We start from the raw sequence: 24,037 nt of genomic DNA, 5'->3' as shown, positions 1-24,037 counted from the left end.
AGCAAAAGAGGCGCGATCGCGCCTCTTTTTTTTAGGTTTGATACTTACTGATAGCTCACCTGATTCATAAAGCCTGCCATCAAATTAATCTCAGTATGGACGCTCTGAATCTTATCTGCCAACTCTTCAAATGTAATTTCCTCATTGCCCTGACAACCAATTAATACGGCTTCATCCCCCCACTCTACTGCCTGGGGTAAGTCTGTCACATCCACCGTGGTAATGTTGAGCGAAACCCGTCCCACGACGGGACAACGGTGACCGTGGATCAGAACAATGCCTTTGTTAAATAGCGAACGAGGATAGCCCTCGCCAAAGCCCACTGGGAGCGATGCAATTAAACTATCGCGTTGAGTGGTGTATAGACTGCCGTAACCAATAGTGCTTCCAGCAGGCACATGCCGCACTTGAGCAACTCTGGTTTTGACCGACATCACAGGCTTCAACTCCGCTGGATTAGAAAACGCCTGAGAGGTACGAACCCCATAGCAGGCGGCTCCTACTCTGACTAAATTGTGGCATTGGGCGGGCAGGCGCACGGTGGCGGCGCTATTGTGGGTATGGGTCAACACACCATCTGGAAGATCGTCGCGCAAGCTGTGGCAAAGTCGGTAAAAGGATTCCAGTTGTCTTTCGGTCAATGCCAAATCTTTGCCATCCGCTGCCGCAAAGTGGGTCATGATGCCAGTAATGCGGAGACCGGGCAACCGACAAACCTTTTGAATCCTTTCAAGGTCGGAGGCAAAAAAACCACTTCTGCCCATGCCTGTATCAATGTTGACATGAACCGGAATTTCTCTACCCCGCTGCATACCTGCCGTTGAAAGATAGTCTGCCACCTCCATTGAGCCGACCTGCTCTTCAATCTGTAACTGGTCAATCGATTCCTCCAGCTCCTCTGGTAAAGCCATCCGCAGGCGCAAAAGTTTAGTGCCTAGCCCCAGGCGGCGAATGGTTGCCGCTTCAGGATTGGTGCAAATACCAATGTAAGTTGCACCCGCTACAGTGGCTGTGGGTGCCAATGCCTCTAGCCCGTGACCGTAAGCATTTGCCTTCATTACCACACATAGTTGAGCGGGGGCAACCCAATCGCGTAGATAGCGAATGTTTGCCGCAAATGCTGATTTAGAGACCGTCACTTCAATGTGATGCTGGTTCATTTAGCGGTAGCATTTGGTGGGACTGTAGTGAAATAAGGGCTAAGGGGCTTTGAGAATGACTTCGACAAAAGCTGGTTGAAGTTTACTCCTGGTCATTTTTAATAACTGTGTTCGCTGTACCAAATGCGATCGCTGCCTAAACCGTGCCGAAGTTTCGAGTCGGTGGAGATTGACTGCATGATGAAGCCTGACCAGCGAGTGACGATTCTAATGCATGAAGGGATTCGAGGGCTGCACGGCAAGACCGGCTTGGCAATGCTGCGGTTTTCGGATGCCAAAATTGTTGCCGTAATTGACCGCGAGTGTGCCGGGGAGTCCCTGGTTGATCTGACCGGAATTCAACGCCCGGTGCCCATCGTGGCTTCAGTAGAAGCGGCATTGCAGTACGAGCCAGAAGTTCTGGCAATTGGGATTGCGAAGCTAGGAGGGGAATTGCCAGAGGACTGGCGGGATGATATCCGAAGGGCGATCGCCGTCGGGGTTTCGGTGGCTAATGGATTACACTACCGCCTCAAAACCGATCCGGAATTCCAGCCCTTGTTGAAACCAGGACAGTGGATCTGGGATGTGCGGCAAGAACCCCCCAATTTGCCAGTTGGGACCGGGCAAGCAAGGTTACTGGACTGTCTGCGTGTGCTGACGGTGGGCACCGATATGGCAGTTGGAAAAATGTCTACCAGTCTGGAACTGAACCTGGCTTCTCTCCAGCGGGGACTGCGTTCCAAATTTCTCGGCACCGGGCAGGCGGGTATTATGATTTCGGGCAGTGGCATTCCCCTGGATGCCATCCGGGTTGACTTTGCCGCTGGAGCCGTGGAACAACTGGTGATGCAAGCAGGCAATCACTACGATATTTTGCACATTGAGGGGCAGGGTTCCTTTTTCAATCCTTCCTCAACGGCTACTCTGCCTCTGATGCGGGGCAGCCAACCGACTCATCTAATTCTGGTTCACCGGGCAGGGCAGACTCACATTCGACGTTATGACGATTTTCCTATTCCACCTTTGCGAGAGGTGGTCAGAGTCTATGAAACCGTAGCCGCCGCTGGCGGCAATTTTACGCCTGCCAAAGTGGCAGCGATCGCGCTCAACACCGCCCATCTAAATGACACCGAGGCTCAACGGGCAATTGAACAGGCTGCCATTGAAACAGGGCTTCCCTGTACCGATCCCGTGCGCATGGGAGCAGATTTGCTATTGGATGCCATTTTGCGTCACACATGAATGGCTCTGACGACTTAAAGATCCGCTAATCTAAAAACTAAACCCTCAAACGTCACACACCCAAACCTCCATGAGTCAACCATCGGTTAGCCTGATCCGGGCACAGTCCTACGATCGCTCCCTACTGCGTGAATCTTTAGAAACGCTATTGCAGCCATTAGGCGGAATGGCAGCCTTTGTGAAACCGGGCGATCGGGTTCTGCTTAAACCCAATTTGCTAACCGGCGCACGTCCGGGAAAGGAGTGTGTGACCCGTCCAGAAATTGTCTACTGTGTTGCTCAAATGGTGCAGGAAGCAGGAGGGCAGCCTTTTCTGGGAGATGGCCCCGCGTTTGGCAGCGCTAAAGGGGTAGCAAAAGCCAATGGCTACCTGCCACTCACCGAATCGATCAACCTGCCCATTGTGGATTTTCACGGTATGCGCTACCAGACAGTGAGTGATGAGTTCAATCATTTACTGCTGTGCAAAGAGGCAATGGATGCAGACGTGGTGATTAACCTACCCAAGGTCAAGTCCCACGTTCAATTGACCATGACCCTGGGCGTAAAAAATCTGTTTGGCTGTGTACCGGGTAAAATGAAAGCCTGGTGGCATCTGGAAGCTGGGAAAGACCGCGATCGCTTTGGCACAATGCTGGTTGAAACTGCGCGGGCAATTAATCCAGACCTCACTATCCTGGATGGCATTATTGGGCACGAAGGTAATGGACCCAGCGGCGGCGATCCCCGTCGGTTAAATCTGCTGGCAGCCTCGACTAATGTTTTCGCCCTGGATAAAGCCGTATTAGATGTTCTGAACGTCGATCCGGTCACTGTTCCGACACTGGTAGCTGCCCAGCGGTTAGGGCTTTGTCCCGAAACCAGTGCCATTCACTTTCCCCATTTACGCCCAGAAGAACTCCAAATTAATAACTGGCAGCTTCCTGAAACCCTGGTTCCAATTGATTTTGGGCTTCCTCGCATCTTCCAGTCTACGTTTAAGCACCTTTACATTCGGTTCATCAAAGAACCGATGCAGGCGTATGCCAACCGTTAACCCCCCACCCGCTTGCTCTGAGTCAAAAGGCTAAATTTCACTCATCTGAATGAATCTCAAGATAACTTCAAAATAGTCCTATTCTGTGTAGCGTTTACTCTAAAAGCGATCGCCTCAGAAAATAGATGAGATGTAGGTCAAGTTATAAATCAGATAGTTAAGTGTTTTGTAACTCTTGTGTTGTCTTGTATGCTCCCCAGCTTTCCTTCGCTAGATTGGCTATGGTTTAACCAGAAAGGAAGTTTGGAGAGTGTAGATTTTGGATTGTCTTTTGGGGAAAGCTTTTTCTATTAGAGTGATTATCCAGATAGCGAATTTAAAATCTCATACTCTAAAATCCAAACTTCCCTGCCCTGTCCCTAGTCCTGGAAGAGTTTGCATGTCACCTTTTATGCTGCGTCAACTCTGGTCTGTGGTGGAAACAACCCAGTCAAACGTCCTACTCAACTTGGACGACACCAGCCTGGTGCAATGGCTGCTGAAACAGTTAATCAACCAGCGATCGCTCAACCACGAGGAAGCGGTTATCTTCGGCACCTACATTCGTTCCCGCCTGCCCCTAATTCGCGACCTGGCACGAAGCCGACTGACTGTCCACGCTTAGACCTGATTTACCGCACTCTCCCATCCATCATGCGATTGTCGAAGAGCCAAAATCGGGAGGAACATCCTGCCAGCGACCCGGTCCCACAGCTCTAAGGGCTTCCTTAAGAGAGATATCACCTGTGTAAAGCGCTCGACCCACGATCGCCCCGGTTACCCCAACGGGTTCAAGCGTCAACAGGCTCAGCAGATCTGTTACTGAACTGACTCCACCCGATGCAATTACCGGCACTGCCACGCTATCAGCCAGTTCTCGTAGGGCTGCCAAATTGGGTCCCTGAAGCGTCCCATCCCGATGAATATCGGTGTAAATAATTGCTGCCACCCCTTGAACTGCCATTTCCTGAGCCAGATCGGTTGCTATCACCGCAGACGTTTCTATCCATCCCCGTGTAGCCACTCGTCCATTGCGGGCATCGATTCCTGCCACAATTTTTTTTGGGAACTCCTGACAAAGCTGATTCACCAGATCCGGTTGCTCAACGGCAATAGTCCCCAGAATTACTCGCTGCACTCCCAGGTTGAGCAAGGTAGAAACACTGGTGCGATCGCGCAAACCTCCCCCCACTTGTACAGGCACATCTACCGCGCGCACAATGGCTTCAATTGCCGACAGGTTGATTGGATGCCCCGCCTTCGCCCCATCGAGATCCACTACGTGCAGCAGAGAAGCGCCTTCCGCTGCCCATTGGCGGGCAACCTCTACCGGATTCTCATCAAACGTTTGTGCCTGCCCGTAATCCCCCTGATATAGCCGGACACAGCGCCCTTCCAATAAATCGATCGCCGGAATAACATCCATTCTGTTTTCTTCTAAGTCAACCTACTGCACAGTAGCCCATGACCTGGAGCAAAATCAATGCTGTAGAGGCGATGGGGGATTGGGGAGAATATCAAGCGTTGAGAGTTTATGGGGGAAAGGTGAAGGCAAAAGGCACATAGCAGAAAGTTGCCTACCACTTGACCCCTACCACCTTCTCCTTTCCCCCGACACCTGACACCTGACACCTCGTTAACCTAACCTTTAAGATTCCCGGTGCAGTACTTTATTTTTCTGAAGTTTGTGAAGTTCGATCAGGGCTTCTCCGCAACAGGAGTAACAATTTAGACAAGGTGGTATTGCCCTTAAATTTCTGCTTAGGTAGAATCTACGTTTTGAGAACATTGGAGCATTATTGGTTCATGGGTATCTCTGCTTCAGCCTGTACTTTTGCTAACTCAGGTCATAATCCCCTTCAGTATCGACCTGAGGAAGTATCGTTGGTTCCTACAAGCCCTCACTACATCTGGTATAACCGGGGCAAAATGCTGACCTGGCAGGGGCATTATGAAGCAGCACTGACCAGTTTTGACATTGCTTTACAACGTCACCCCAACCATCATCAAACGTGGGTTTATCGAGGGGTTGTGCTGGCTTACCTGAAATGTTATGAAACTGCCCTTGCAAGTTTTAATCAAGCTCTGGAACTGTCCCCCGACAACCGAGAAATCTGGATCTTTCGGGGGGCTGTTCTGGCTTTCTTGAACCGCCAACGTGAGGCAAGAAATAGTTACAACGTTGCCCTTAGCATTCAACAGCGTGGCTTTACCATTTGTGAGGAATATCCAACGACATGGATGCCTAATCGTTTGGAAGCGGCATCATGAGGTAGATGTGAGGTGTCAGGTGTCAGGTATTTGATTAAAAGACACAATTCTGGCTCCTGGATTTTGCCTGCTGGTTCCTAAATTTGGCTTCTCTTTTCCAAATTGCCCGGTAACATGGCAGCAGTCGAGCCGGAGTCATTTGGAACATGGTTGCTGCCTCACCTCGCTTCCCAGATATTCAGACCCATTGGGCGCGATCGTTTATTGAGGAACTAGCACGGCGCGGAATTGTTCGCGGATTTGAGGATCAAACTTTTCGTCCCAATCGCGCACTCACCAGAGCCGAATTTGCAGCGCTTTTATTTGTGGCGTTTCCCCGTGCTGGCACCCGTCCTTATGTGCCGTTTGGAGATGTGCCAGCAAACCACTGGGCAGTCAATGCTATTCGCTGGTCCTATGAGACTGGCTTTTTATCAGGCTACCCCGGTCGGCAATTTCGCCCGGATGAGTCGATGCCAAGGGTTCAGGCGTTGGCATCCTTAGCCGGAGGACTGGGATTTCCGTCGTCGGGTAAAGTACCACTGGCAACGCTGTACCAGGACAATGGTCAGATTCCAGGCTGGGCTACGGGGGCGATCGCCGCTGCCACCGTAGCCGGAATTGTGGTGAACTACCCCTCGCTCCAACAACTTAAACCGTTACAGTTAGCCACTCGTGCAGAAGTAGCGGTCTTTATCTATCAATGCCTGGTGTACCTGGGACAGGCACCGGCGATCGCCTCTGAATACCTGGTGCAGTGGGTGCAAACCGCGAATGTCAGTCACCGTCGGGAGTTTCGGGCAGTGTGGGTGGCAACTGTCTGGAATTCGGATTTTCCCTCTCAGCAGGGACTTTCCAGCCAACAGCAACAGACAGAACTGGTTTCCATTCTGAACCAGATGCAGGCGCTGAATTTGAATGCTCTGATCTTGCAGGTACGACCGGAGGGGGATGCCCTCTATGCTTCTCAGTTGGAGCCGTGGAGCAACTGGCTGACGGGCACCCAGGGAAAGGCACCGGAGCCATTTTATGATCCGCTGGAGTTTGCGATCGCCCAGTGCCACGAACGCAACATCGAACTGCATGCCTGGTTTAACCCCTACCGTGCTAGAACCTCTCAACGAACGGTCAATGTCCATCCTCATATCGCCGTAACCCATCCTGGTGTGGTTTATCCCTGGGGAAACCAACTCTGGATGGATCCGGGCGCAAAGATAGTACAAGATCAAGCATTCAACGTCATTATGGATGTGTTGCGTCGGTATGACGTAGACGGCATTCACCTGGATGATTACTTCTATCCCTATCCCATTGCCGGTCAAACCTTTCCTGACAGCAGCACCTACCAGGCTTATCGAGCCAGTGGCGGCACTCTTTCCCTGGCAGACTGGCGCAGAGAGAACGTCAATCAACTGATCCAGCGGCTTGCGACCCGAATTCGAGCAGAAAAGCCCCATGTCAAATTTGGGATCAGCCCTTTTGGCATTTACCGTCCTGGGCAACCAGAGCAAATTCGCGGGCTAGATGCCTACGACCAGCTTTACGCCGATTCCCTGAAATGGCTCCAGCAGGGCTGGGTTGACTACCTTGCTCCCCAGCTTTACTGGCGCATAGACCCACCTGCCCAGAGCTATCCTGTTTTGCTGAACTGGTGGGTGGGCAGTAACTCTAAGCAGCGCCATATTTATCCCGGTAACAACCTGGGACAACTGGATGGTAGAAGCTGGGATGTGGCAGAAATTGAGCGTCAAGTCGAGATTACGCGCACGCTCAGTTCGCAACTGGCACTGGGCAACATTTTTTTCAGCATGAGTGCTTTTACCAACAACCGGCTGGGAATTCGCGATCGCTTTCAAATTGCGACCTATCGCACTCCGGCTCTAGCTCCGGTTATCCCCTGGTTGAAGGCAACACTCCCCACTCAGCCCCAACGAGTTCAGGTGCAAAACAGCAAACTAACCTGGAGTGTCGCCAGTTCAGCTATCCGGAGTTGGGCACTGTATCGGCAGGATGGCAGCCAGTGGACATTACTACAAGTGCTGCCTGCTTCTGTTACGGCGATTACCATCGGGCAGGGAACCTATGCTGTGAGCGCCGTGAATCGCCTGTCTCAGGAAAGTGTCGGGGTTGTTGTTTCTGTGTAAAACATCTGTGTGAAACAACGGATCGCAGCCTCCAAGCTAAAACGCTAGACTGGCGAAAGTTCCCCTTGAGTTAAGAACTATCACCCAGGCACCTGCGAATGCTGATTGAGGGACTAATTACGCTGCTGCTGGGCTGGCTGGCATTTCGCTGGGGTGTCCGGTTTGGGCGCTTTTTGCTCCGCAAGGGAGCCACAGCCAACGATTTGTTTAAGGGTAAAACTGCCGTTTCGCTACTGTTTCTGGGACTCTACATCGGCTTGGTTGTCCTAGCGCTGAATGTGCCCCAGATGCAGGTGTTGCCGCTGCAATGGCGAATTTATGGAATGCAGGTGACCTGGACAATCCTGCGGGTAGTGCTGCTGGGCTTCTGTGGGCTGGCATATATCGTGAGTTGGAAGACAGCGCGATCGCAGGTGATTGCGGTTGTTCTGCTCGGTTTGCTGGGGGTGGGCGGCTTCAGCACAGCCGAAGCGTACTTCCTGGCACCCATCTATCCAGAACTGCACAATAACTTACAGCCAAATGGGGTTTTTAGACAAACCTCTACAAGCAGTTGCGCTCCTGCGGCTTTGGCAACAGTGCTGCGTCAGTGGGAGATGGATGCCACCGAGTCGAGTGTGGCAAAGCTGGCTGGCACCAGTCGCCTGGGAACTTCCATGCCCCAACTGATTGCCGCCGCCCGTGACCTGGAAATGGATGGGGTTGAACTCGCCCCCACCTGGGAGCAAATGCAGCGGATTAACCGTCCGGGTGTGTTGGGGGTGTGGTTGCTGGATGGTCCCCGCAAGTTGCCCCATGCCGTCGCTTTGCTGGCAATGAATGACCAGTTGATGGCGATCGGTGACCCAGCCAGGGGAAAGATTTTTGTGTTAGACCGTGCTCAATTTGCCGAAATCTGGCGGCGGGAGTATGTTCCCATTTTCCGTCGAGGCGAAACCGCGATTACCCAAACTCAGGCAATGGCTTACCTGAAGAAAGCAGGCTTTGCCAGTCAGTCTGCCCAGGACTTTAAACAGAAACTCCAGCAATTCCAGCAAGCGGTGGGAATTAAACCAACCAGTTACCTGGACACTCAAACTATTTTGCTGCTGATGGGTCCCTCCCTGGAAAGAGTACCCACGTTGAAAGAATATCAGGTCAGTCGGTAATCAAAACCGGAATTCGGTTAAAAAACCAGTAGACGCACTGAGCAAAAGTAAGGTTTGGAGAGAGTTTGTAAAGAACCAACGACTGCTAGAAGAGGAGAAAATTTACACATTAGTTTTACAGGGTAGCGATCGCGCTGGCAATCAAACCTGTCCTTTGACCTATGATTTCTTTACCCCAGGCGATCGCAGAGTTGTTGTTGATGTTGGATCTCTGAGTTGAAGAGATAAATTCACGCCAGTTGGAACTTCTCTTCAGGCATCAGGTTTACAAAAGTTCTACGCCGAGATTGAAAAAAGTTTCCATACTGGCTCCGGGATCCAGGTAAATCAAATGCTCTCCGGTATTGAGGGCATTGCGGGGAGCGGTCCAGGGTTCCAGACAGTAATAGTCCTTGCCTTTAACCGTCCAGAACACCAGGGTTGAAAAGGTGTTGCTGTATTCCAGCGTGAGTTGGAGGGACTGGCTGAGATCGCGCACGGTTGCCGTTTGATGGGAAACACCAACAAAAGCAACATCGATTTCATCCTGCTCAAAGTCAAACTTGCCATTGAAGGGATGGACGGTTTTTGTCATCTGATCTAGAAAACTGCTAGCAGGAATGTCAAATTCCAGTTGAGTTTTGTCTGCCACCTGAAAATAGGGGTGAAAACCTGCTGAAAAGGGCATTGGCACTTCAGAACGGTTGGTATAACGCTGGTGAGTTGCCAGGGTGCCATTGTGCAGAGTGTAGGTAAAGGTCAGCTCAAACTCGAAGGGATAGACGGCACGGGTCTGCTCATTACTGGTCAGGCTCAACACCAGACTACCCCGATCTTGAGTCACCTGGTCGGTAATTTCCCAGGGCAAGTCGCGGGCAAAGCCGTGCTGCTTCAGACTGTGCTGCTCTCCACGATAGGTATAGGTATTGTCTGGCAGGTTGCCACAGATAGGAAACAAAATAGGAATCCCGCCCCGTACAGACATTGACGGATTGGCAAACCGTTCGGCATCCAGATAAAGGATATCTCGCCCGTTTACCTGCCAGCGAGTGACCATCCCCCCCCGCTCTGGCACGACTTCCAGGCTTGCTCCAGTTGCTGGATTGGACAGGATATAAGTCTTGAATGGATTGTGTTTCAGGGCGATCGCAAACATGGCGGTTACCAAATGGCGGCTGCCATCAATGCTACCGCAGGCTCTGGTTGAACCTCTTCCTCCAAAACCGGGGAAATCAACTCCGACTCCCTATAGCCATGAAAACGAGTCGTCAGTTCGCGAGAATGGGATAAATAACGCAGCGCTATCCTTTCTGCGTCCCGGTCTGGTTCGGCAAATGCCCCTTCCATAGAGTAGTCAACCTGACTGGAGGGCTTCGATGAATCATGATCAGGAGCAGGTGGTTGGCTGAAATCCATCGGTGCTGGGGAATCAGAAGAATCGGCTGCACCTGCATCATTGTAGTAGTTGGGAGAATCAACCGGATCCGCCGGACCCCCAACCGCCCCAGGAGGGGAATCAGAAGAATCGGCTGCACCTGCATCATTGTAGTGGTTGGGAGAATCAACCGGATCCGCCGGACCCCCAACCGCCCCAGGAGGTTCTAGAGCATCAAAGGACGGAATATCCTGTTCTAAAATCCTTTCAGCCTCCCTGAGCAGGCGCTCAGCCTCTGCCGGATCGGTCAAGGAATCGCCCCCATCTTCGATCGCTTCATCTGCTGGCATTTCAGCTTCACCGGAGGAGGAAGGGTAGGTGTCTGTGGACTCAGACGCAGACGATCCGGCATCAGGAGATGGGGAATGATCCCAGGTTTCAGATTGGGTACTGGGTGAAGCGGATTCGCTGGTAGCTGGAGGACTATAGGGATTCGCAGCATCTTCTGGGAGGGTTGAGTCTGGAGATGCCATGTCTTGGGGAATGGTGGGTTCTGCGGCAGGGGACACTACACCGCCAGGAGTCGGTTCCGGTGAAGATTCCGAATTTTCTACAGGAGAGGGGGTTACCGTCCCGGTAGAAGGTGACGGTTCTACTGCTGGGACAGTTGCATCGGCTGGGGCAGTCGATTTGGGTGCAGGCGAGGCACTGCCATCTGGAGTTTGTTGCTCAATGAATGGGGTGGAGGTTTCCGGCGGGTTAGAAGGCTGAGTCACAGGAACGACTGGGGTGGGTTCCACTTTGGGAGCCAACTGAGCATCTAAAACAGCCGCCGATTGCATGGGCTGGGTAAAGCCAGTGGACAGATCGCCAATGTGCTTAAGGATTTGAGCCGCGCGATCGCCATCTACTACCTGAGGCTGATAGTTTCGCACCTCTACCGGCAAAAACTCGACCTTCATCTGGCGATCTTTCAGTGCCACCTTTAGCACCGCTGTATCATAATCTTTGCGCGTGTTCCCCCCAAAGATAAAGTTGCCCAGAGAGTAGGCGATCGGTCGTCCTTTATAAATCTCCGCTCCCTGCAACACATGGGGATGGTGTCCCACAATCAGGTCGGCTCCCTGGTCAATCGTAAAGTGCGCCAGGTCAACCTGCCACTCAGCCGGGTAATTTGCCAGTTCCTCACCCCAATGGAAATTCACGACAACCCAATCCACCTGATCCCGAATCGACTTGATGTCGGCAGCAATTCGGGCTTCATCAGCAAAATTGGTACCGGCTTTTTTTGCCGTAGCGGCATGAAAATCGGTACCGTAATAACCCAGGTAGGCAATCCGTTGCCCCTTCACTTCCACAATCCTGGGACGACGAGCCTCGGTTTCATCCCGCCCTGCACCCATGTGCAAAATGTTGGCATTATCCAGGGTTTCTATTGTCTCAATCAGACCGGCTTCCTGGAAATCCATCGTATGATTGTTCGCCAGGTTGACCAGATCGACTCCGCCTTTCTGTAAGACCTTGACTGATTCGGGCGCTGATTTGAAATTAAACTGCTTGTCGGGCAGGGGAATGGTGGCTTTTGTTAGCGGGTTTTCCAGATTCACTATTGCCAGATCTGCCTCGCGATATTCGGGCATCGCCGCAAAGGCATGGTCATAATCCTTCCCGATCGCCTCTTCAAATGCTTCTGCCAGCGTTACGTCGCCCGAAAACATCAGCGTCACCATCGGATCCTTTGGATTCATGACCCGGTCATGCTTTACCACAGGCACAACTTCCAGGGCTGCCTGCACCGTATTTGGGCGATCGACTACCTGCTCACCAGCACTGGCTGAACCGCCTTGAGTATCCGGTTGCGAAGAGGCAGCGGCATTTGTCTGCTCAACAGGAGCTTTAGAAAAGCCTAGAATACAGCCAAACAGAAAGGCAAACACTGGAGCACCGCTGACCAGAAAAGCACGGAAGGTTTTGATCTGCGCCTTTTGCTGAGTGACCTGTTGCACCTGGGTACGAAGCTGTTTTGACTGCTGCTGGCGCAAGCGCCGGGCAGGGGAAACGACCTTTACTGACTGTGCCCAGAGGATTTGAGACTCTCCCACAAATCGGGCAGCAATTTGCGCTCCTTCAATCACCGCTGAGTTCAAATGCCAGATGCGATGGCAGATGTAGCGCACCAGATAATCACGGCGATCTTCGGGTAACTCTCTCGATTCAGTCCAGGGCAGATCAACCAAAATCTTCAGGCAGCCAGGATGAGCACTACTCACCGAGGCTGCCATGCCGTAGGGCATCAAATACTGATTAATCCAGTGGGCGATCGCCTGAAAGTTGCCTGCTTTTGCCAACTCCACAATGGGTGGTTGATACAATTCGTCCGTGTAAACCATTGGTGCAAATCCTCACTATCCGCCACGCCTGTCCCAAAACCAACGCCACTCCCTAACATTTCAGCGCAACTGATTGCGCCTATTAGTTCATTAATACTCGATAACTTTCTAAAATTTCAAAAAAATTCGGGTAATCTGGCAACATTTAGAATTTTTAGTCCTAAAAAACTCGATCGCCAATTTATTGCGCTTCTAACCAAACCTGTAAATCAGCCAAACTCGTAAAATCAAGCAATACCTCCCCCAACTCTTCCAGGGTAGTTAAGGACAAGCCAGCCATTAAAGAGCGTACTCCCTCAGGGAGTTCTCCAAAACACCGGGTCAACTGATAGAAAATTACATTCGAGAGCGCTTCCCTGCCTTCTTGTCTGCCTTCTTGTCTGCCTTCCTCCTTGATTTCTCGGTAAACTCTCGTTTCCTGAAGGGTGATTCCTAGCATCGACTCCACCTCTGCTCGGCTTAGTTGGTCAAATCGGTATACCATAATGGTTGTAAGCATCTCTATTATGGCTTGGCTTGCTGGCTCAGATACTTCCTGTCCGGATCTAGCTAGTATATGCCTGGCTTCCTCTGGTGCTTGTTCTGCTTCTACGGTAGTAAGTACGATCAAGCTCAAACAGAAGTGTCGGAAATTGTTGAAACAGCTTGTAAAAAATTGAATCTCGTCGCATAACTTTACGTGGAGATATCCGGAAACACTGACTTGAGGGAATCGATGCTTTGCTCCCAATTGGCTCCATCAAACGGCTCAACTCGAAAAAGGGAGAGGGCATCTTTATCCAGGCAACGGACGTTAATGTCGTAACAGTCGGGGTGCGATCGCGGTCGATAGAAGGCATGAATCCCACAAGTCCGGCAGAACAAATGTCGGGCAATGCCTGTATTGAACGTATAGCTGACCAGGTTATCCTCACCGCTTAATAGCCTGAAGCGATCGGGTGGCACAATCAGATGTAGAAACCCCTTCTTCTGGCAAATTGAGCAGTTACAGTCAGATACCACATACTCGTCTTGCTCGACGGTTACCTCAAACCGAACTGCCCCACAATGGCATCCCCCTGAATATGTAGTAGGTTGAAGCATGATGTTTCTGTCTCCCATATTCCTTATTCCAGAGATACAACCTCACTCAAGCTGGGAACACTTAAACCAAGGAGGTATCATCGTTTACTGCCTCCATGCGCTCGTACACCAATTAGTACTTTGGCGGGGATAGGGTCGTGCAAGCAACGAAACAGCAGCAAATTTTAGGTTACTTCATTGAAGAAGCCAAAGAACATCTCGACACGATTGAACAGGGGTTACTGAACCTAAAAGCGACCATGGCCGATTCAGAACAACTGAATGAGATGTTCCGAGCGGCACACTCTGTTAAGGGTGGAGCAGCAATGCTGGGCTTCAATAGTATTCAAAGAGTGGGTCATCATCTGGAGGACTGCTTTAAGCAGTTGAAAGAACATCCGGTTGAAATTGATCAGAATCTAGAAAATCTTTTTCTCAAAGGGTTTGATACTCTCAAAGATTTAGTAGAAGAACTTCAGTCTCCCTATGGTTTACGGGCAGACGATGCAGAACAGGCAGTTCAGGCAGCAGAACCCTTATTTATTGAACTGCAAGGTTATCTCAATCAACGAATGGGAGGAAAAACGGGTGGGTCTCATTCTCCCCAACCCACTACCAGAACCAGCTCAGAACTGGCTGCCCTGCTCAATGGGGTGTTGAAAAAAATGCTGGAACTGTTCAAACAGGGAGATACACCTGCCAGTCGTCAGCAATTAGTCACCTTCTGCGGACGTATCACTCAATTACACAACAGCCCAGGGTGGCGGAGTCTGGTTCAAACAGCCCAGAGGGCGATCGCGACTTCCAAAAAACCCTATCAAACGCTGGCTCCCCTCATCATCAAAGAACTCAAGCAAGCAGGGGATTTACTGATTGCTGGAAGAGCCAGCGAGATCGTCCCCAGCAAAGCTCTGCAACAGATTGCCTCTGCTCAATCTGCTCCTGCTCAATCTGCTCCTGCTCAGTCTCCTGTCCAACCTGTCCCTACCCCATCGGTCGCTGCTCTTCAGTCAATGACAGGCTCAGCTTCTGCAACCAGTGCAAAAATCACGATTCCAGCAGAGCCACGAGCCGCTGCCAAAGCATTGGTAAATGCATTTAACAAACATCAACTCATTGAACTGGCTGAGTTCATCATGAAGGCAATTCAGTAGGTTTGCACGTAGTAGCTCTTCCTTTCCTTGCAGGTCAAGACCGCGATCGCGGTCTTTTTTTTTGGATGGGGAGTACTCCATAGTTCGTAGTTTGTAGCCTACATACTGACAACCAACTAGGAGAGCTTGGCGTAAATCTAGCTACCGTTCCTAGCACCTGGCACCTAATACCTAACACCCTTTGAATGGTTGCCGAACTTACGCTGCAAAGTACTACTAACCACTGGCTACCGACCAAATAAAAAGGGAGAGACAATGCTCCCCCTTAATCTTTGAACCCACATGGAAAATTTGAATGCGTATAATGCGCTTTCTAATAAGCCAAACCCATGCTACGGGTTGTTTCAGCACCCAGGTAAACCCGAATGCTCAAGAAGTCAGTAGGACAAGCAGTTTCACAACGCTTGCATCCTACACAATCCTCAGTTCTAGGAGATGAGGCTATCTGACCTGCCTTACATCCATTCCAGGGAACCATCTCTAGAACATCAGTGGGACAGGCACGAACGCATTGGGTACAACCAATGCAGGTATCGTAGATTTTGACCGTATGAGACATGTTAAGAAAGGCTCCAAATGATCGCTTGACACTTTGCAGTATCTATCGCTAGTAGCATTAACAGTAATAGCCTACCGCTAATGCTTTAGAGTCAAGGCTTAGTGTACATCACTGCCTGAACCCAAATAGATGAAAGGCTGTAAAACTTTAAAGAATGTAATAGTACTGGGTCTGATGGAAATGGAAGTTTGAGGTACGGTGGGACACTCTGCGTCCCACCGTACCTCAAACCCTTGAAAAGGGCTACAGCAGCGAGCACCTCACTTCAAAGGGATTTAACCCAGTAACCTCTGAACCATTAAATTCCAGCTATTCCGTCCATTTTTTTGGTGCCAGTACCAGTACTCACATCCCCATAGCAAAATAGTAGTGTAGCCAATTGCCGTCAGTTGGGTAACCAGGGTTTGTACCCTTGCAGGATTGGAACTGGGATAGTCAATGTTCTTTACTGCAACCAATTGATTCGGTTCCCAGGGTTCTGCCTGAGCTTCGGCGATCCAGGCTTCTTTACCACTGGTGAGGAGGATTTGCTGCCAGTGCTTCAATTTGTTCCACAAGGGTGGTAGTGCCTCTACATAAAAAGGGGAATTGCCAATGGGCACTTTTGTGTAGACGTTTATACCAACGGCATCCGCCAGAGTAAGACTGGCGCGGAAAGCTCGATCGTCTGTGGGAAACTGGGCAGCAGGTAGGGTAATAGCATTGGTAAGCAGAATTTTCTGGTGCGGTAAGGCAAGCGATCGCACTCGCTCCACCTCCTGCCGCACAAACGGTTCGCTGAGGAACCGCCCACCCGTAATTTCTAGACGGGCAAAGGGTTCATTCTCGATCTGCCAGTACTTTATAGCTGGAGCAGAGCGGGTGTGGTCAACGACTTGTTCGACAAAATGGATGGTGCGATCGCGAATTTCTGGATGTCGGTCAATTGGTTGAGAACTGCCAGAGGTGTCATTGCGGCTACTCAACCAATTTGGAAAATGGAATTCTGCCCAGCGGGGGGCTTTCATCCCTACTGTTAGTATCACCTCAATCCCATATCGGTGGCTTTCATCCAACAGCCAGTCCAGGGTTGAAAAATTAAACTGATTGTTGATCGGTTCAATTTCATCCCAGTAGCTACATAGCCGCACCCGGCGAAAACCCAGGGAGCAGAGGTATTGGAATGTTTCCCGATCATCCAAGCCCATGTACCGGCATTGAAGCTGACTGAATGTGGTTCCCAGAATCACCATCCACTCACCGCTATTTTGTGGTTCTAAGCGCAGTGGATGCCAAAATCGTTGCTTCCTGGATAGCAATTTCGCGCTGCCGCTGGTTCCCCCGTGGGGTCACAACCCATTGATTCAAGCCGTGCAGATGATCATACAAACCAACGACTGAAATCATGTTTTTGAAAACCGTGTAAATAAAGATCAATACTGAATGCTGAATAAAATAAAACATTGGGTAGCGAACAGCCGCAACGCGCATCGTGACCAGCGTTTGAAAAATACCGCTGGAAAAGGTAACAATCGTGCTGAACAGCAGATATGGATTTTCAGAAGGTGGCAGGTAACCGTGAAACAAAAACAAGCTGACAATGAGCGGCAGGATTTGCAGTGCAATTAATGAGTAAAACACGCAGTAATAGAGTAAATAAGTCCAATAAAATTTCTGCAAGAGCGTCAGCTTTCTCGATCGCCAAACGCGCCGCTGATACTTGAAGCTCACTTCCAGCCATCCCTGGGCCCATCGTTTACGTTGAAACCAGAAGGAGTGAAAGTCGGCAGGTGCCAGTTCGGTTGTAATAATGCTGCGATCGTGAACAATACGGTAACCGCTTAGCAGGGTTCGCATCGACGCATCAATGTCTTCGGTCAGCATAATTGGGTTGAACCGAATTTGTTGCAGAACCGAGGTACGCCAGTAACCATTGGAACCGCCGAAAATCGTGGAATCTGTCAAGAAAGATTTGGCAGCGTGGCTGACTCCATAAAGACTTTCAAACTCAACTGCAATACATTGAGTCAGCAGATTGTGTGCGTGATTGCGAATAATATTGCGTCCCTGCACAATATCGTAGTCATACTCCAGCCATCGCCATGCCCGGTAAAAACAATCAACCGCTGGGTGATGGTCCGCATCTAAAATGCAGGTAATTTCTCCTGTCACCACATCAAGGGCAGCATTCAAATTTTCTGCCTTAGAACGGCTACCGGATACCCGCAGCAGGCGTAATTCGGGATGGGCTTTTGCCAGCAACCGCAGGTCATCTTCAATGGGTAAATCGACTGGGGTGTTGTATGCCAGAATCAATTCCATGCCACCTGCCGGACGCTGGACATGGGTCAGAATATACTGAATCGTTTCCAGGATAATGTCCTGTTCGTTGGGCAAATAGGCAGCCACCAGAAAGGAACAGCGGGGGACAGGGCTAGGCGAGATAGGGAGCCGGTAGCCACTAATTCCAAACCTGACTTTAATTGGCTGGAGCACTCTATCTAGCTTGTTATGGAGGGAATATTTGCCTTCCACTGCAAACCGTCGAAATAGAGCACTGCTGCCCTCAATGAAAATAACAATGGAACTGAACAGAAAAAAAGTGGCGATCGCCACATGAATGTCAACTAGATTCAGTCCCCCCAATCGCAGACAGTAATAAAAGATAGTAGGAACGCCGATGAGCAAAATATGGGTATACACTAGCTTTTGCAAATCTTTCGGCCACTTCCTCACGTCAAACATCGTTCACTCCTCAGGGTTAGGGATTTTGGCTTAAGAACAATCAAGCTGCACCAAATTTAAGAAATAACATTTAAGAAATAGTGGAATCCTTTTTTACTTCTGATGAGGAGCGGCTATTTCCGGCAAGTTCCAGGTCTTCTTCATTTACCCAGAGCGATCGCTGTCCATCACTAACCTGGCAAAGAAAAAACTCCTGCTCATCCAGCAGTTTTTCTACTTTCACCACCTGCCAACCAGCCCTGCCCTGATAGTACACTCGATCTCCTGCCTGGGGTGTCCAGACCCGACGCCGGACAACGGGTTGTCGGTTCAGTACATAATCCACGTCCTGCAAAATTCCAATCACCAATCCCCGCAAAGAAGGCAGCGTGTAGTCAGCCAGAATTGCGATCGCCCAGGTCCCCAACACCATTACGGGCAACCAGTGAGTATACAGTGAGGGGCTATCCCGAATAACCAGCTTAATCGTATAATCTGCCACCAGGCTGGAAAGGAGAAAATAACTGTAGCTGTAAGGACCTAATGTATTCAGAACCATTGCGACCTGCCCCTGGGCGATCGTGCGAAAAAAGACCATACAGCAGAGGCTGAGACCAATCGGCACCAGTAGATCTGCAAAAACCCAGCCCAGTCGGTAGAACTGGCAAATAAAGCCTACAAGGTAGACCCCGATCCCAACCATTAAAGCTTTTTCGGGTTGCCAGAACACTGGACCTTTGCCTTTGCAGTAGTAATGACCCATTACCATGCCAAGCACAAAGGTGCTAAGCTTTGCCGGAAACAATAGAAAAGGGTACCAGCCAACCGAGGTATCAAACAACACGTAGGTGGGATGTCCATCAAACTGGTAAACCGCCAGCGCCCGGTAGCCCACTGTCAACACCGTACTAACTAGCAGTAGATTGACCGTGCCCCACCGTAACAACAAAGTCCACAGCAGAGGAAAAAGCAGTCCAAAACTCAAAATTAGCGGCATGAAGCCCCAGGTGCTAGTGGTTGCTCTTAAGAGTTCACCGCTAAAGTCAGCCAGGAGGGGAAAGGTTGCGGCTGCAAACATTTGCCAGGGATTGGGAATCGCCAGGTTGGTCGCTACCCCGATCGCCCAAAGAACCGGCAGAGACAACCAGACGATTGTCCAAAAGGGAAACAGCAGTCGTAGTATCCGACGTTTGAGAAACTCAGTAACATTCAACGGTTTGCCCTTCTGGGAAAGTGCGAGGCAAAAGCCGCTGATGAGAACAAACACATCCACAAACTGAAAGCCAAACCATGCCGGAATGCTGAGCAGTCGGAGTAGCAAGCCCCGATCAGAAAAACTTTCGACCGGGGCAAGTAACTGCTCTAAATTTTCTGAAAGACCAATGGGCTGTGGGGTATAGGCATAGCCCGTAAAAAGCAACTGGGCATGATAGAGCAATAAAAGAATGACTCCCAGAATCCGAACCCCTTCCAGCCAACCTAAACGCTGAGATCGAGAAACCCTTTTATTAACCATCTATCCTTAGCAAAAATAAATAGAGAATTTGTCAGAAAAATTATTTACAGCAAGCGGGCTAATCTGCAAACAGATTCTTTTCTAGATTGTGGGTGCTTTCCCCCGCCCAGGGACTAAGAATCGTGGATTTAATAACCCCGCAAACTGTACGGGCGTGTTTTGCAGTCCAATTTGCCTGGCACGATGGATTTGACGGCAAAACCCGCCCCTACCCAATTCCGAACTTATTTAATTCTCATTCCTAAGCAGATCTCAGCCTCAAAAACTTCTACACCTGATTATGGCTGACCTATAAAATTCTGGTTTCCCAAAATTTAGAGGTCTCGCCTTCAACCACTATTCGGCTCAGAGTTCAGTATATTCCATTACAAATTTCTGTGAGATTAGCCTCATTTGAATCCTTTTGGTTTCTTAGGAAGAAACCTGTATGGTCAGAGTGGCTCCTGGAAAAAGTACACACTTCTTTATAGTCTTATAGCCTATTGTCAGGTTATTTAAACACTAGCTTTGAGATAGATGCTGGTGCTTCGTAACAGAAGTTTGATGCCCTTGGTGTAGAAATATAGATGGGGAGTGAGGCGATGAGTCGTTCATCCATCTATCCACCTAATCTATAGCTCATCCGCTTAAAAGCAACCCAGGCATTTTTTTGCGGTTTACCTTTGAAAAAGTCGAAATTTCCTACTGCGCTGGCTTTAGACGGTTGTTCCTTTGTCAGACAAAAATTTACCTGTGAGTAGAATGAAGCAATAATATCAGGTCCTGAATATGCCCCAGGTTTCCAATTCAGAAGCTAACTTTCTTTACCAGCAGGGCTTGCAGCTTAGTCAGGTCAGTTCCTATGAGGATGCTATTTTCAGCTTCGATCGAGTGCTGGGAATTCGCCCTGATGACTATCTCACCTGGTATCAAAGGGGAGTGGCACTTTACGAACTGGGGCGCTATGAAGAGGCTGTCACCAGCTTTAACCAGGCACTGGACTTGAAACCTGACTATGTAGAAGCATTAAACAGTCATGGCATGGCACTGTTTAACCTGGGCAGCTATGATGCGGCGATCGCAAGCTATGACAAAGCCATTAAGCTCAAGCCCGACTTTCACCAAGTCTGGTATAACCGGGGAAATGCTTTAGATAAAACCGGCTGTTACGAAGATGCCCTTGCCAGCTACGACCAAACCCTTCAGTTTGACCCAGAATATGCCAAATCCTGGTACAACCGGGGCATCATGTTGTACAAGTTGGGACGCTATCAAGAGGCGATCGCCAGCTACGATATGGCAATTCAGTTCAGACCCCATTACTCCAATGCCTGGTATAACCGCGCCAATACTCTAAATCAACTCAATTGTTATTACGATGCGCTGGTTAGCTACGACCGCGTGTTAAACATCAAGCCAGATTGGTATGGAGCCTGGTACAACCGGGGCAATATGCTGCATAAACTGAGACGTCACGAGGACGCGACTGCCAGCTACAATAAAGCCCTGGAACTGAACCCTCAACTCTATGAAGCCTGGTACAACCGGGGGAATGCTCTGGATGCACTAGGACACTACGAAGATGCGATCGCCAGCTACCGTAAGGCTCTAGATTTGAAGCCAAACCTGCGAGAAGCCTGGTATAACTGGGGTTGCGCCCTGCATAAATCAGGTCGTTACGAAGAAGCCCTTACCTGCTATAAGAAAGCCATTAAACTCAATCCCGCTTTTGCCAAAGCCTGGTACAGCCACGGCATTGCTCTCCGTAAACTAGGACGGTATACCGAAGCGATTAATAGCTTTGACAAAGCGGTTCAGTTTCAGCCAGACTTTTGTGAAGCCTGGTACCGCCGGGGCTTATCCCTGGGTCATATGGGGCAAAATGAGGAAGCTATTGCCAGCTACGATCGGGCACTTGCAATTAACCCAAACTTTTATCCTGCCTGGTATAGTCGGGGAGCAGCCTTCAGCCATTTGGGCAATTATAAAGCTGCCGTGAGCAGTTATGACACTGCCCTCCAAATCAAGCCTGACTTTCCCGATGCCCTGAGTCGGCGTGAACTTGCAATCGGACGCTACAAACAAGAGCAAGAACAACACGCGATCGCAGGTGAACGAGAAGAGAGTGAAGCCTCTCACGACCACCACCGCTCAACTAGCGAGTCGATCCAATCTTTTCCCCATCGGTCATGAGCAAAGAGTTGGGTAAAGAGTGAGGAGTTGAGAGTGAGAAGTCTATCGGTCAGTTTACCTCCAACACATTCACAGACTGCGTGAAAGCATCTGGCGTACAGATTAGTATGGATGGTCGTGGGCAGATTTTGCTTCACAACAAACAACACCCCATAGAAATGGGCATTTAATTTGCCCTCCTGGCAAACGTTCATCCCATCAGAATGACGCGATCGAGGACGTGAATTACTCCGTTGTCTGCTTCGATATCGGCTGCCAATACCGTGGCATTTTTAACCTCAAACCCATCCGAGGTATCAATCCAAATCGGTGATCCTTCAATGGATGTGAGAGAATCCACCTTTTCCAGATCCGCCTTCATCCACTTACCGGGAACCACATGAAAGGTGAGAATGCGAGTTAGTTGGGGGACATTTTGCACCAGGGTTTGAATGGTGCCGGGAGGCAGTTTGGCAAAAGCTTCATCATTGGGTGCAAAAACTGTGAACGGACCTGGACCTTTCAGCGTTTCGACTAAGTTAGCAACCTGAACCGCCGTAACCAGCGTTTTGAAACCATCTGCATTGACTGCGATATCGACAATGTCTGCCATTGATGTGCCTCGGTTGTTCGTTGTTAGTCAGTAGTCAGTGGTCAGTGGTCAGTAGGAGGGGTGAGGGGAAGTTGAAAGTTGAGAGTTTGAAGTTCAGACATGAGGGTTGCCAATAACCAATGACCAACTAATCACTCACAACACCCCCACCTCACACCTCACCGATAATCTTGCAACTGAATGTCCCGTAACCGCGCTTCCGGGCGTTTGAATCGATCGAGTTGAGCCTCGAAAAAGTGACGATTTGCCATTAGGTGTTTTGAGTTGGGGTCATCCAGGGGATAGAGCAGGGCGGTGCGTAATGCCTGGATCACCGCAGAGGTGACGTTGTACATCGATCGCTGGAAACTGATTCCCAACTGAACCAGCATGTCATCTTCGCCCCGGCAGAATTGCTGATAGTAGTCCACCAGGTAGGGAGGCAAGAAGTGCAGCATGTCCTGCATCAGCAGTGTGGGTGGAATCCCGGCGGAGCCAACGGGAAACACATCGGCGTAGAGAATGCCGTAGTGAAAATCTTTTTGATCCGCTGGAACCTGCTGTGCCTGAGCATTGTAGGACTTGGTGCCGCGGAAGGGAGAAGTCCGGTAAAAGACGGCTTCCACATAGGGGAGAGCCGCTTCATAGAGCCACATGAAGCCCTTTGATTTAGGGATGATTTCGTAGCACTCACCCCGGATATAAACATGGTGGTAAATCGGACGACCAGCGATCGCAAAGATACCGTTAACCAAAAAATTCATTGCCTCTGGCACGGTTGTCAATTTGCCCTCATCGTAGAGGTCAGACATCTCGAAAAAGACGGGAGCCATGACTTCCCAGAACAACCCCAGATTCGCATAGTAAGACAATTCCCGCACCTGCTCCAGAAACATTTCCGGGAACAGCTTGTACAGTCCCAGCATCAGCGGATTGCCTTGAAAATAGGCGCGAATGGCGCGATCGGCATTGGCTTTGTATTCATCGCTATCGAGGTAGGGGTCAAACTGTCCCCCCATGCCCCGATGCCAGAACATCGCCCGCATACAGGTTTCTGCAAATTCCATGTTGATGCGATCGTGCCACAGATGATGAAACAGCTTGGGGAGTTTCTGTTTCATCTCTCCTTTTTCAATAAATTCCAGCAGTTCTGGATGGGCAGTCGCTTCTCCCCGCCAGATGCGCAGATCGGCATCATCGCCTGCGTAGTGATTGTGCAGGTCGAGGTACTCTTTTGGCAGGAAGTATTTGAAGGCGGGTAACGGATTGAGAAACACCCGCTCAGCAATGTAGAGCAAATCTCGCCAATAGAAATCCATAGGCACCGCATACGCCTTGTAAATCCCAATAATTTGCATGAGATTTTCGGGCGTGTCGGGCAGCATCGAACCACCCGATTCTAAGCGGTGGATGACATCGGCAAATTCATGGGTTGAAGGAGGGATCGGGGTTTGGGGAAGGGTTGCGGTGGTCATAGGGGTGGAGGGGTGGAGGGGTGGGTGAGTGGGTGAGTGGGTGGAGGAGTCAGGGAAAGGTGGAGCTTGAGATTTGAGGCTTGAATTTATACGTCATAGAGTATTAAGTCAAAAAATACCTTCTACTCTTCCCCTTTTCC

General features: G+C 50.1%; 20 protein-coding genes. 8 read left to right on the top strand and 12 right to left on the bottom strand.

Translation table 11 applies throughout. The annotated features are described in order from the left end of the window. Positions 1 to 44: 44 nt before the first annotated feature. Entirely contained in the window at positions 45 to 1,160 is a 1,116-nt protein-coding gene (gene alr / locus AC1S52_RS25095) for an alanine racemase (protein ID WP_482031774.1), read from the bottom strand. A 177-nt stretch (positions 1,161 to 1,337) separates the two neighbouring features. On the opposite strand from alr, the gene AC1S52_RS25090 reads away from it, so the two are divergent. The 3 genes from AC1S52_RS25090 (at position 1,338) to AC1S52_RS25080 (ending at position 4,024) form a co-directional block, all read left to right on the top strand. Further along, positions 1,338 to 2,384 (top strand): N-acetyltransferase DgcN family protein, encoded by a 1,047-nt coding sequence (locus tag AC1S52_RS25090; protein WP_482031773.1) that lies wholly within the window; start codon positions 1,338 to 1,340, stop codon positions 2,382 to 2,384. Positions 2,385 to 2,454: 70 nt separating this feature from the next. Continuing rightward, the gene (locus AC1S52_RS25085; protein WP_482031772.1) at positions 2,455 to 3,420 is read left to right on the top strand and encodes an Npun_F2552 family protein; all 966 of its coding nucleotides are present in this window, start codon (positions 2,455 to 2,457) and stop codon (positions 3,418 to 3,420) included. 379 nt (positions 3,421 to 3,799) lie between these two features. After that, the gene (locus tag AC1S52_RS25080; RefSeq protein WP_482031771.1) at positions 3,800 to 4,024 is read left to right on the top strand and encodes a hypothetical protein; all 225 of its coding nucleotides are present in this window, start codon (positions 3,800 to 3,802) and stop codon (positions 4,022 to 4,024) included. A gap of 27 nt (positions 4,025 to 4,051) precedes the next feature. Here the strand turns inward: AC1S52_RS25080 and hisA are convergent, their stop codons facing one another. Further along, on the bottom strand, positions 4,052 to 4,825 hold the full coding sequence (gene hisA, locus AC1S52_RS25075; protein ID WP_482031770.1) for a 1-(5-phosphoribosyl)-5-[(5-phosphoribosylamino)methylideneamino]imidazole-4-carboxamide isomerase: 774 nt from the start codon (positions 4,823 to 4,825) through the stop codon (positions 4,052 to 4,054). Positions 4,826 to 5,205: 380 nt separating this feature from the next. Here hisA and AC1S52_RS25070 point away from each other — a divergent pair, with 380 nt between their 5' ends. The 3 genes from AC1S52_RS25070 (at position 5,206) to AC1S52_RS25060 (ending at position 8,941) form a co-directional block, all read left to right on the top strand. Beyond that, the gene (locus AC1S52_RS25070) at positions 5,206 to 5,670 is read left to right on the top strand and encodes a tetratricopeptide repeat protein (RefSeq protein ID WP_482031769.1); all 465 of its coding nucleotides are present in this window, start codon (positions 5,206 to 5,208) and stop codon (positions 5,668 to 5,670) included. A gap of 146 nt (positions 5,671 to 5,816) precedes the next feature. Further along, a complete protein-coding gene (locus tag AC1S52_RS25065; protein ID WP_482031768.1) occupies positions 5,817 to 7,793 on the top strand; it encodes a glycoside hydrolase family 10-like protein in 1,977 nt (658 codons plus the stop codon). Between the two features lie 98 nt (positions 7,794 to 7,891). Continuing rightward, the gene (locus AC1S52_RS25060) at positions 7,892 to 8,941 is read left to right on the top strand and encodes a cysteine peptidase family C39 domain-containing protein (protein ID WP_482031767.1); all 1,050 of its coding nucleotides are present in this window, start codon (positions 7,892 to 7,894) and stop codon (positions 8,939 to 8,941) included. Positions 8,942 to 9,206: 265 nt separating this feature from the next. Here AC1S52_RS25060 and AC1S52_RS25055 read toward each other — a convergent pair whose 3' ends face one another. The 4 genes from AC1S52_RS25055 to AC1S52_RS25040 all read right to left on the bottom strand — a co-directional run bounded on the left by AC1S52_RS25055 (position 9,207) and on the right by AC1S52_RS25040 (position 13,768). Further along, positions 9,207 to 10,088, bottom strand: coding sequence for an aldose epimerase family protein (locus AC1S52_RS25055; RefSeq protein ID WP_482031766.1), 882 nt, complete (start codon positions 10,086 to 10,088; stop codon positions 9,207 to 9,209). Beyond that, on the bottom strand, positions 10,082 to 12,685 hold the full coding sequence (locus AC1S52_RS25050) for a CapA family protein (protein ID WP_482031765.1): 2,604 nt from the start codon (positions 12,683 to 12,685) through the stop codon (positions 10,082 to 10,084). The genes AC1S52_RS25055 and AC1S52_RS25050 overlap by 7 nt, the downstream gene beginning before the upstream one ends. A gap of 181 nt (positions 12,686 to 12,866) precedes the next feature. Next, positions 12,867 to 13,295, bottom strand: coding sequence for a DUF4351 domain-containing protein (locus AC1S52_RS25045; RefSeq protein WP_482031764.1), 429 nt, complete (start codon positions 13,293 to 13,295; stop codon positions 12,867 to 12,869). 65 nt (positions 13,296 to 13,360) lie between these two features. Next, on the bottom strand, positions 13,361 to 13,768 hold the full coding sequence (locus AC1S52_RS25040) for a GFA family protein (RefSeq protein ID WP_482031763.1): 408 nt from the start codon (positions 13,766 to 13,768) through the stop codon (positions 13,361 to 13,363). A gap of 137 nt (positions 13,769 to 13,905) precedes the next feature. Here AC1S52_RS25040 and AC1S52_RS25035 point away from each other — a divergent pair, with 137 nt between their 5' ends. Beyond that, positions 13,906 to 14,901 carry an Hpt domain-containing protein gene (locus AC1S52_RS25035; RefSeq protein ID WP_482031762.1) on the top strand — a complete coding sequence of 332 codons (996 nt, stop codon included), beginning with the start codon at positions 13,906 to 13,908 and terminating at the stop codon, positions 14,899 to 14,901. 313 nt (positions 14,902 to 15,214) lie between these two features. On the opposite strand, the gene psaC is transcribed toward AC1S52_RS25035, so the two are convergent. The 4 genes from psaC to AC1S52_RS25015 all read right to left on the bottom strand — a co-directional run bounded on the left by psaC (position 15,215) and on the right by AC1S52_RS25015 (position 19,679). Further along, positions 15,215 to 15,460, bottom strand: coding sequence for a photosystem I iron-sulfur center protein PsaC (gene psaC / locus AC1S52_RS25030; protein WP_106255483.1), 246 nt, complete (start codon positions 15,458 to 15,460; stop codon positions 15,215 to 15,217). A gap of 275 nt (positions 15,461 to 15,735) precedes the next feature. Next, positions 15,736 to 16,692 carry a beta-galactosidase gene (locus AC1S52_RS25025; protein WP_482031761.1) on the bottom strand — a complete coding sequence of 319 codons (957 nt, stop codon included), beginning with the start codon at positions 16,690 to 16,692 and terminating at the stop codon, positions 15,736 to 15,738. Positions 16,693 to 16,702: 10 nt separating this feature from the next. Then, complete coding sequence (locus AC1S52_RS25020) at positions 16,703 to 18,184, bottom strand: glycosyltransferase family 2 protein (RefSeq protein ID WP_482031760.1); 1,482 nt, start codon at positions 18,182 to 18,184, stop codon at positions 16,703 to 16,705. A gap of 70 nt (positions 18,185 to 18,254) precedes the next feature. Further along, positions 18,255 to 19,679, bottom strand: a complete 1,425-nt coding sequence (locus AC1S52_RS25015) for an acyltransferase family protein (RefSeq protein WP_482031759.1) — start codon at positions 19,677 to 19,679, stop codon at positions 18,255 to 18,257. A 768-nt stretch (positions 19,680 to 20,447) separates the two neighbouring features. Between AC1S52_RS25015 and AC1S52_RS25010 the strand changes: the two genes are divergently transcribed. After that, the gene (locus AC1S52_RS25010; RefSeq protein ID WP_482031758.1) at positions 20,448 to 21,851 is read left to right on the top strand and encodes a tetratricopeptide repeat protein; all 1,404 of its coding nucleotides are present in this window, start codon (positions 20,448 to 20,450) and stop codon (positions 21,849 to 21,851) included. A 190-nt stretch (positions 21,852 to 22,041) separates the two neighbouring features. Here AC1S52_RS25010 and AC1S52_RS25005 read toward each other — a convergent pair whose 3' ends face one another. Both AC1S52_RS25005 and AC1S52_RS25000 read right to left on the bottom strand, forming a co-directional pair. After that, entirely contained in the window at positions 22,042 to 22,443 is a 402-nt protein-coding gene (locus AC1S52_RS25005; RefSeq protein ID WP_482031757.1) for a fasciclin domain-containing protein, read from the bottom strand. 158 nt (positions 22,444 to 22,601) lie between these two features. After that, positions 22,602 to 23,897 carry a CO2 hydration protein gene (locus AC1S52_RS25000; RefSeq protein ID WP_482031756.1) on the bottom strand — a complete coding sequence of 432 codons (1,296 nt, stop codon included), beginning with the start codon at positions 23,895 to 23,897 and terminating at the stop codon, positions 22,602 to 22,604. Between the last annotated feature and the right edge of the window lie 140 nt (positions 23,898 to 24,037).

The sequence above is a fragment of the Kovacikia sp. CALU 1929 genome (genome assembly GCF_056784235.1).
The sequence above is the reverse complement of the archived record's forward strand: the minus strand, read 5'-3'. Positions and strand labels throughout refer to the sequence as shown.

Excerpts from the sequence above, each read along its gene's own strand:
- alr (WP_482031774.1), bottom strand. The coding sequence starts at position 1,160 with ATGAACCAGCATCACATTGAAGTGACGGTCTCTAAATCAGCATTTGCG.
- AC1S52_RS25090 (WP_482031773.1), top strand. The coding sequence starts at position 1,338 with ATGATGAAGCCTGACCAGCGAGTGACGATTCTAATGCATGAAGGGATT.
- AC1S52_RS25085 (WP_482031772.1), top strand. The coding sequence starts at position 2,455 with ATGAGTCAACCATCGGTTAGCCTGATCCGGGCACAGTCCTACGATCGC.
- AC1S52_RS25080 (WP_482031771.1), top strand. The coding sequence starts at position 3,800 with ATGTCACCTTTTATGCTGCGTCAACTCTGGTCTGTGGTGGAAACAACC.
- hisA (WP_482031770.1), bottom strand. The coding sequence starts at position 4,825 with ATGGATGTTATTCCGGCGATCGATTTATTGGAAGGGCGCTGTGTCCGG.
- AC1S52_RS25070 (WP_482031769.1), top strand. The coding sequence starts at position 5,206 with ATGGGTATCTCTGCTTCAGCCTGTACTTTTGCTAACTCAGGTCATAAT.
- AC1S52_RS25065 (WP_482031768.1), top strand. The coding sequence starts at position 5,817 with ATGGTTGCTGCCTCACCTCGCTTCCCAGATATTCAGACCCATTGGGCG.
- AC1S52_RS25060 (WP_482031767.1), top strand. The coding sequence starts at position 7,892 with ATGCTGATTGAGGGACTAATTACGCTGCTGCTGGGCTGGCTGGCATTT.
- AC1S52_RS25050 (WP_482031765.1), bottom strand. The coding sequence starts at position 12,685 with ATGGTTTACACGGACGAATTGTATCAACCACCCATTGTGGAGTTGGCA.
- AC1S52_RS25040 (WP_482031763.1), bottom strand. The coding sequence starts at position 13,768 with ATGCTTCAACCTACTACATATTCAGGGGGATGCCATTGTGGGGCAGTT.
- psaC (WP_106255483.1), bottom strand. The coding sequence starts at position 15,460 with ATGTCTCATACGGTCAAAATCTACGATACCTGCATTGGTTGTACCCAA.
- AC1S52_RS25025 (WP_482031761.1), bottom strand. The coding sequence starts at position 16,692 with ATGGTGATTCTGGGAACCACATTCAGTCAGCTTCAATGCCGGTACATG.
- AC1S52_RS25020 (WP_482031760.1), bottom strand. The coding sequence starts at position 18,184 with ATGTTTGACGTGAGGAAGTGGCCGAAAGATTTGCAAAAGCTAGTGTAT.
- AC1S52_RS25015 (WP_482031759.1), bottom strand. The coding sequence starts at position 19,679 with ATGGTTAATAAAAGGGTTTCTCGATCTCAGCGTTTAGGTTGGCTGGAA.
- AC1S52_RS25010 (WP_482031758.1), top strand. The coding sequence starts at position 20,448 with ATGCCCCAGGTTTCCAATTCAGAAGCTAACTTTCTTTACCAGCAGGGC.
- AC1S52_RS25005 (WP_482031757.1), bottom strand. The coding sequence starts at position 22,443 with ATGGCAGACATTGTCGATATCGCAGTCAATGCAGATGGTTTCAAAACG.
- AC1S52_RS25000 (WP_482031756.1), bottom strand. The coding sequence starts at position 23,897 with ATGACCACCGCAACCCTTCCCCAAACCCCGATCCCTCCTTCAACCCAT.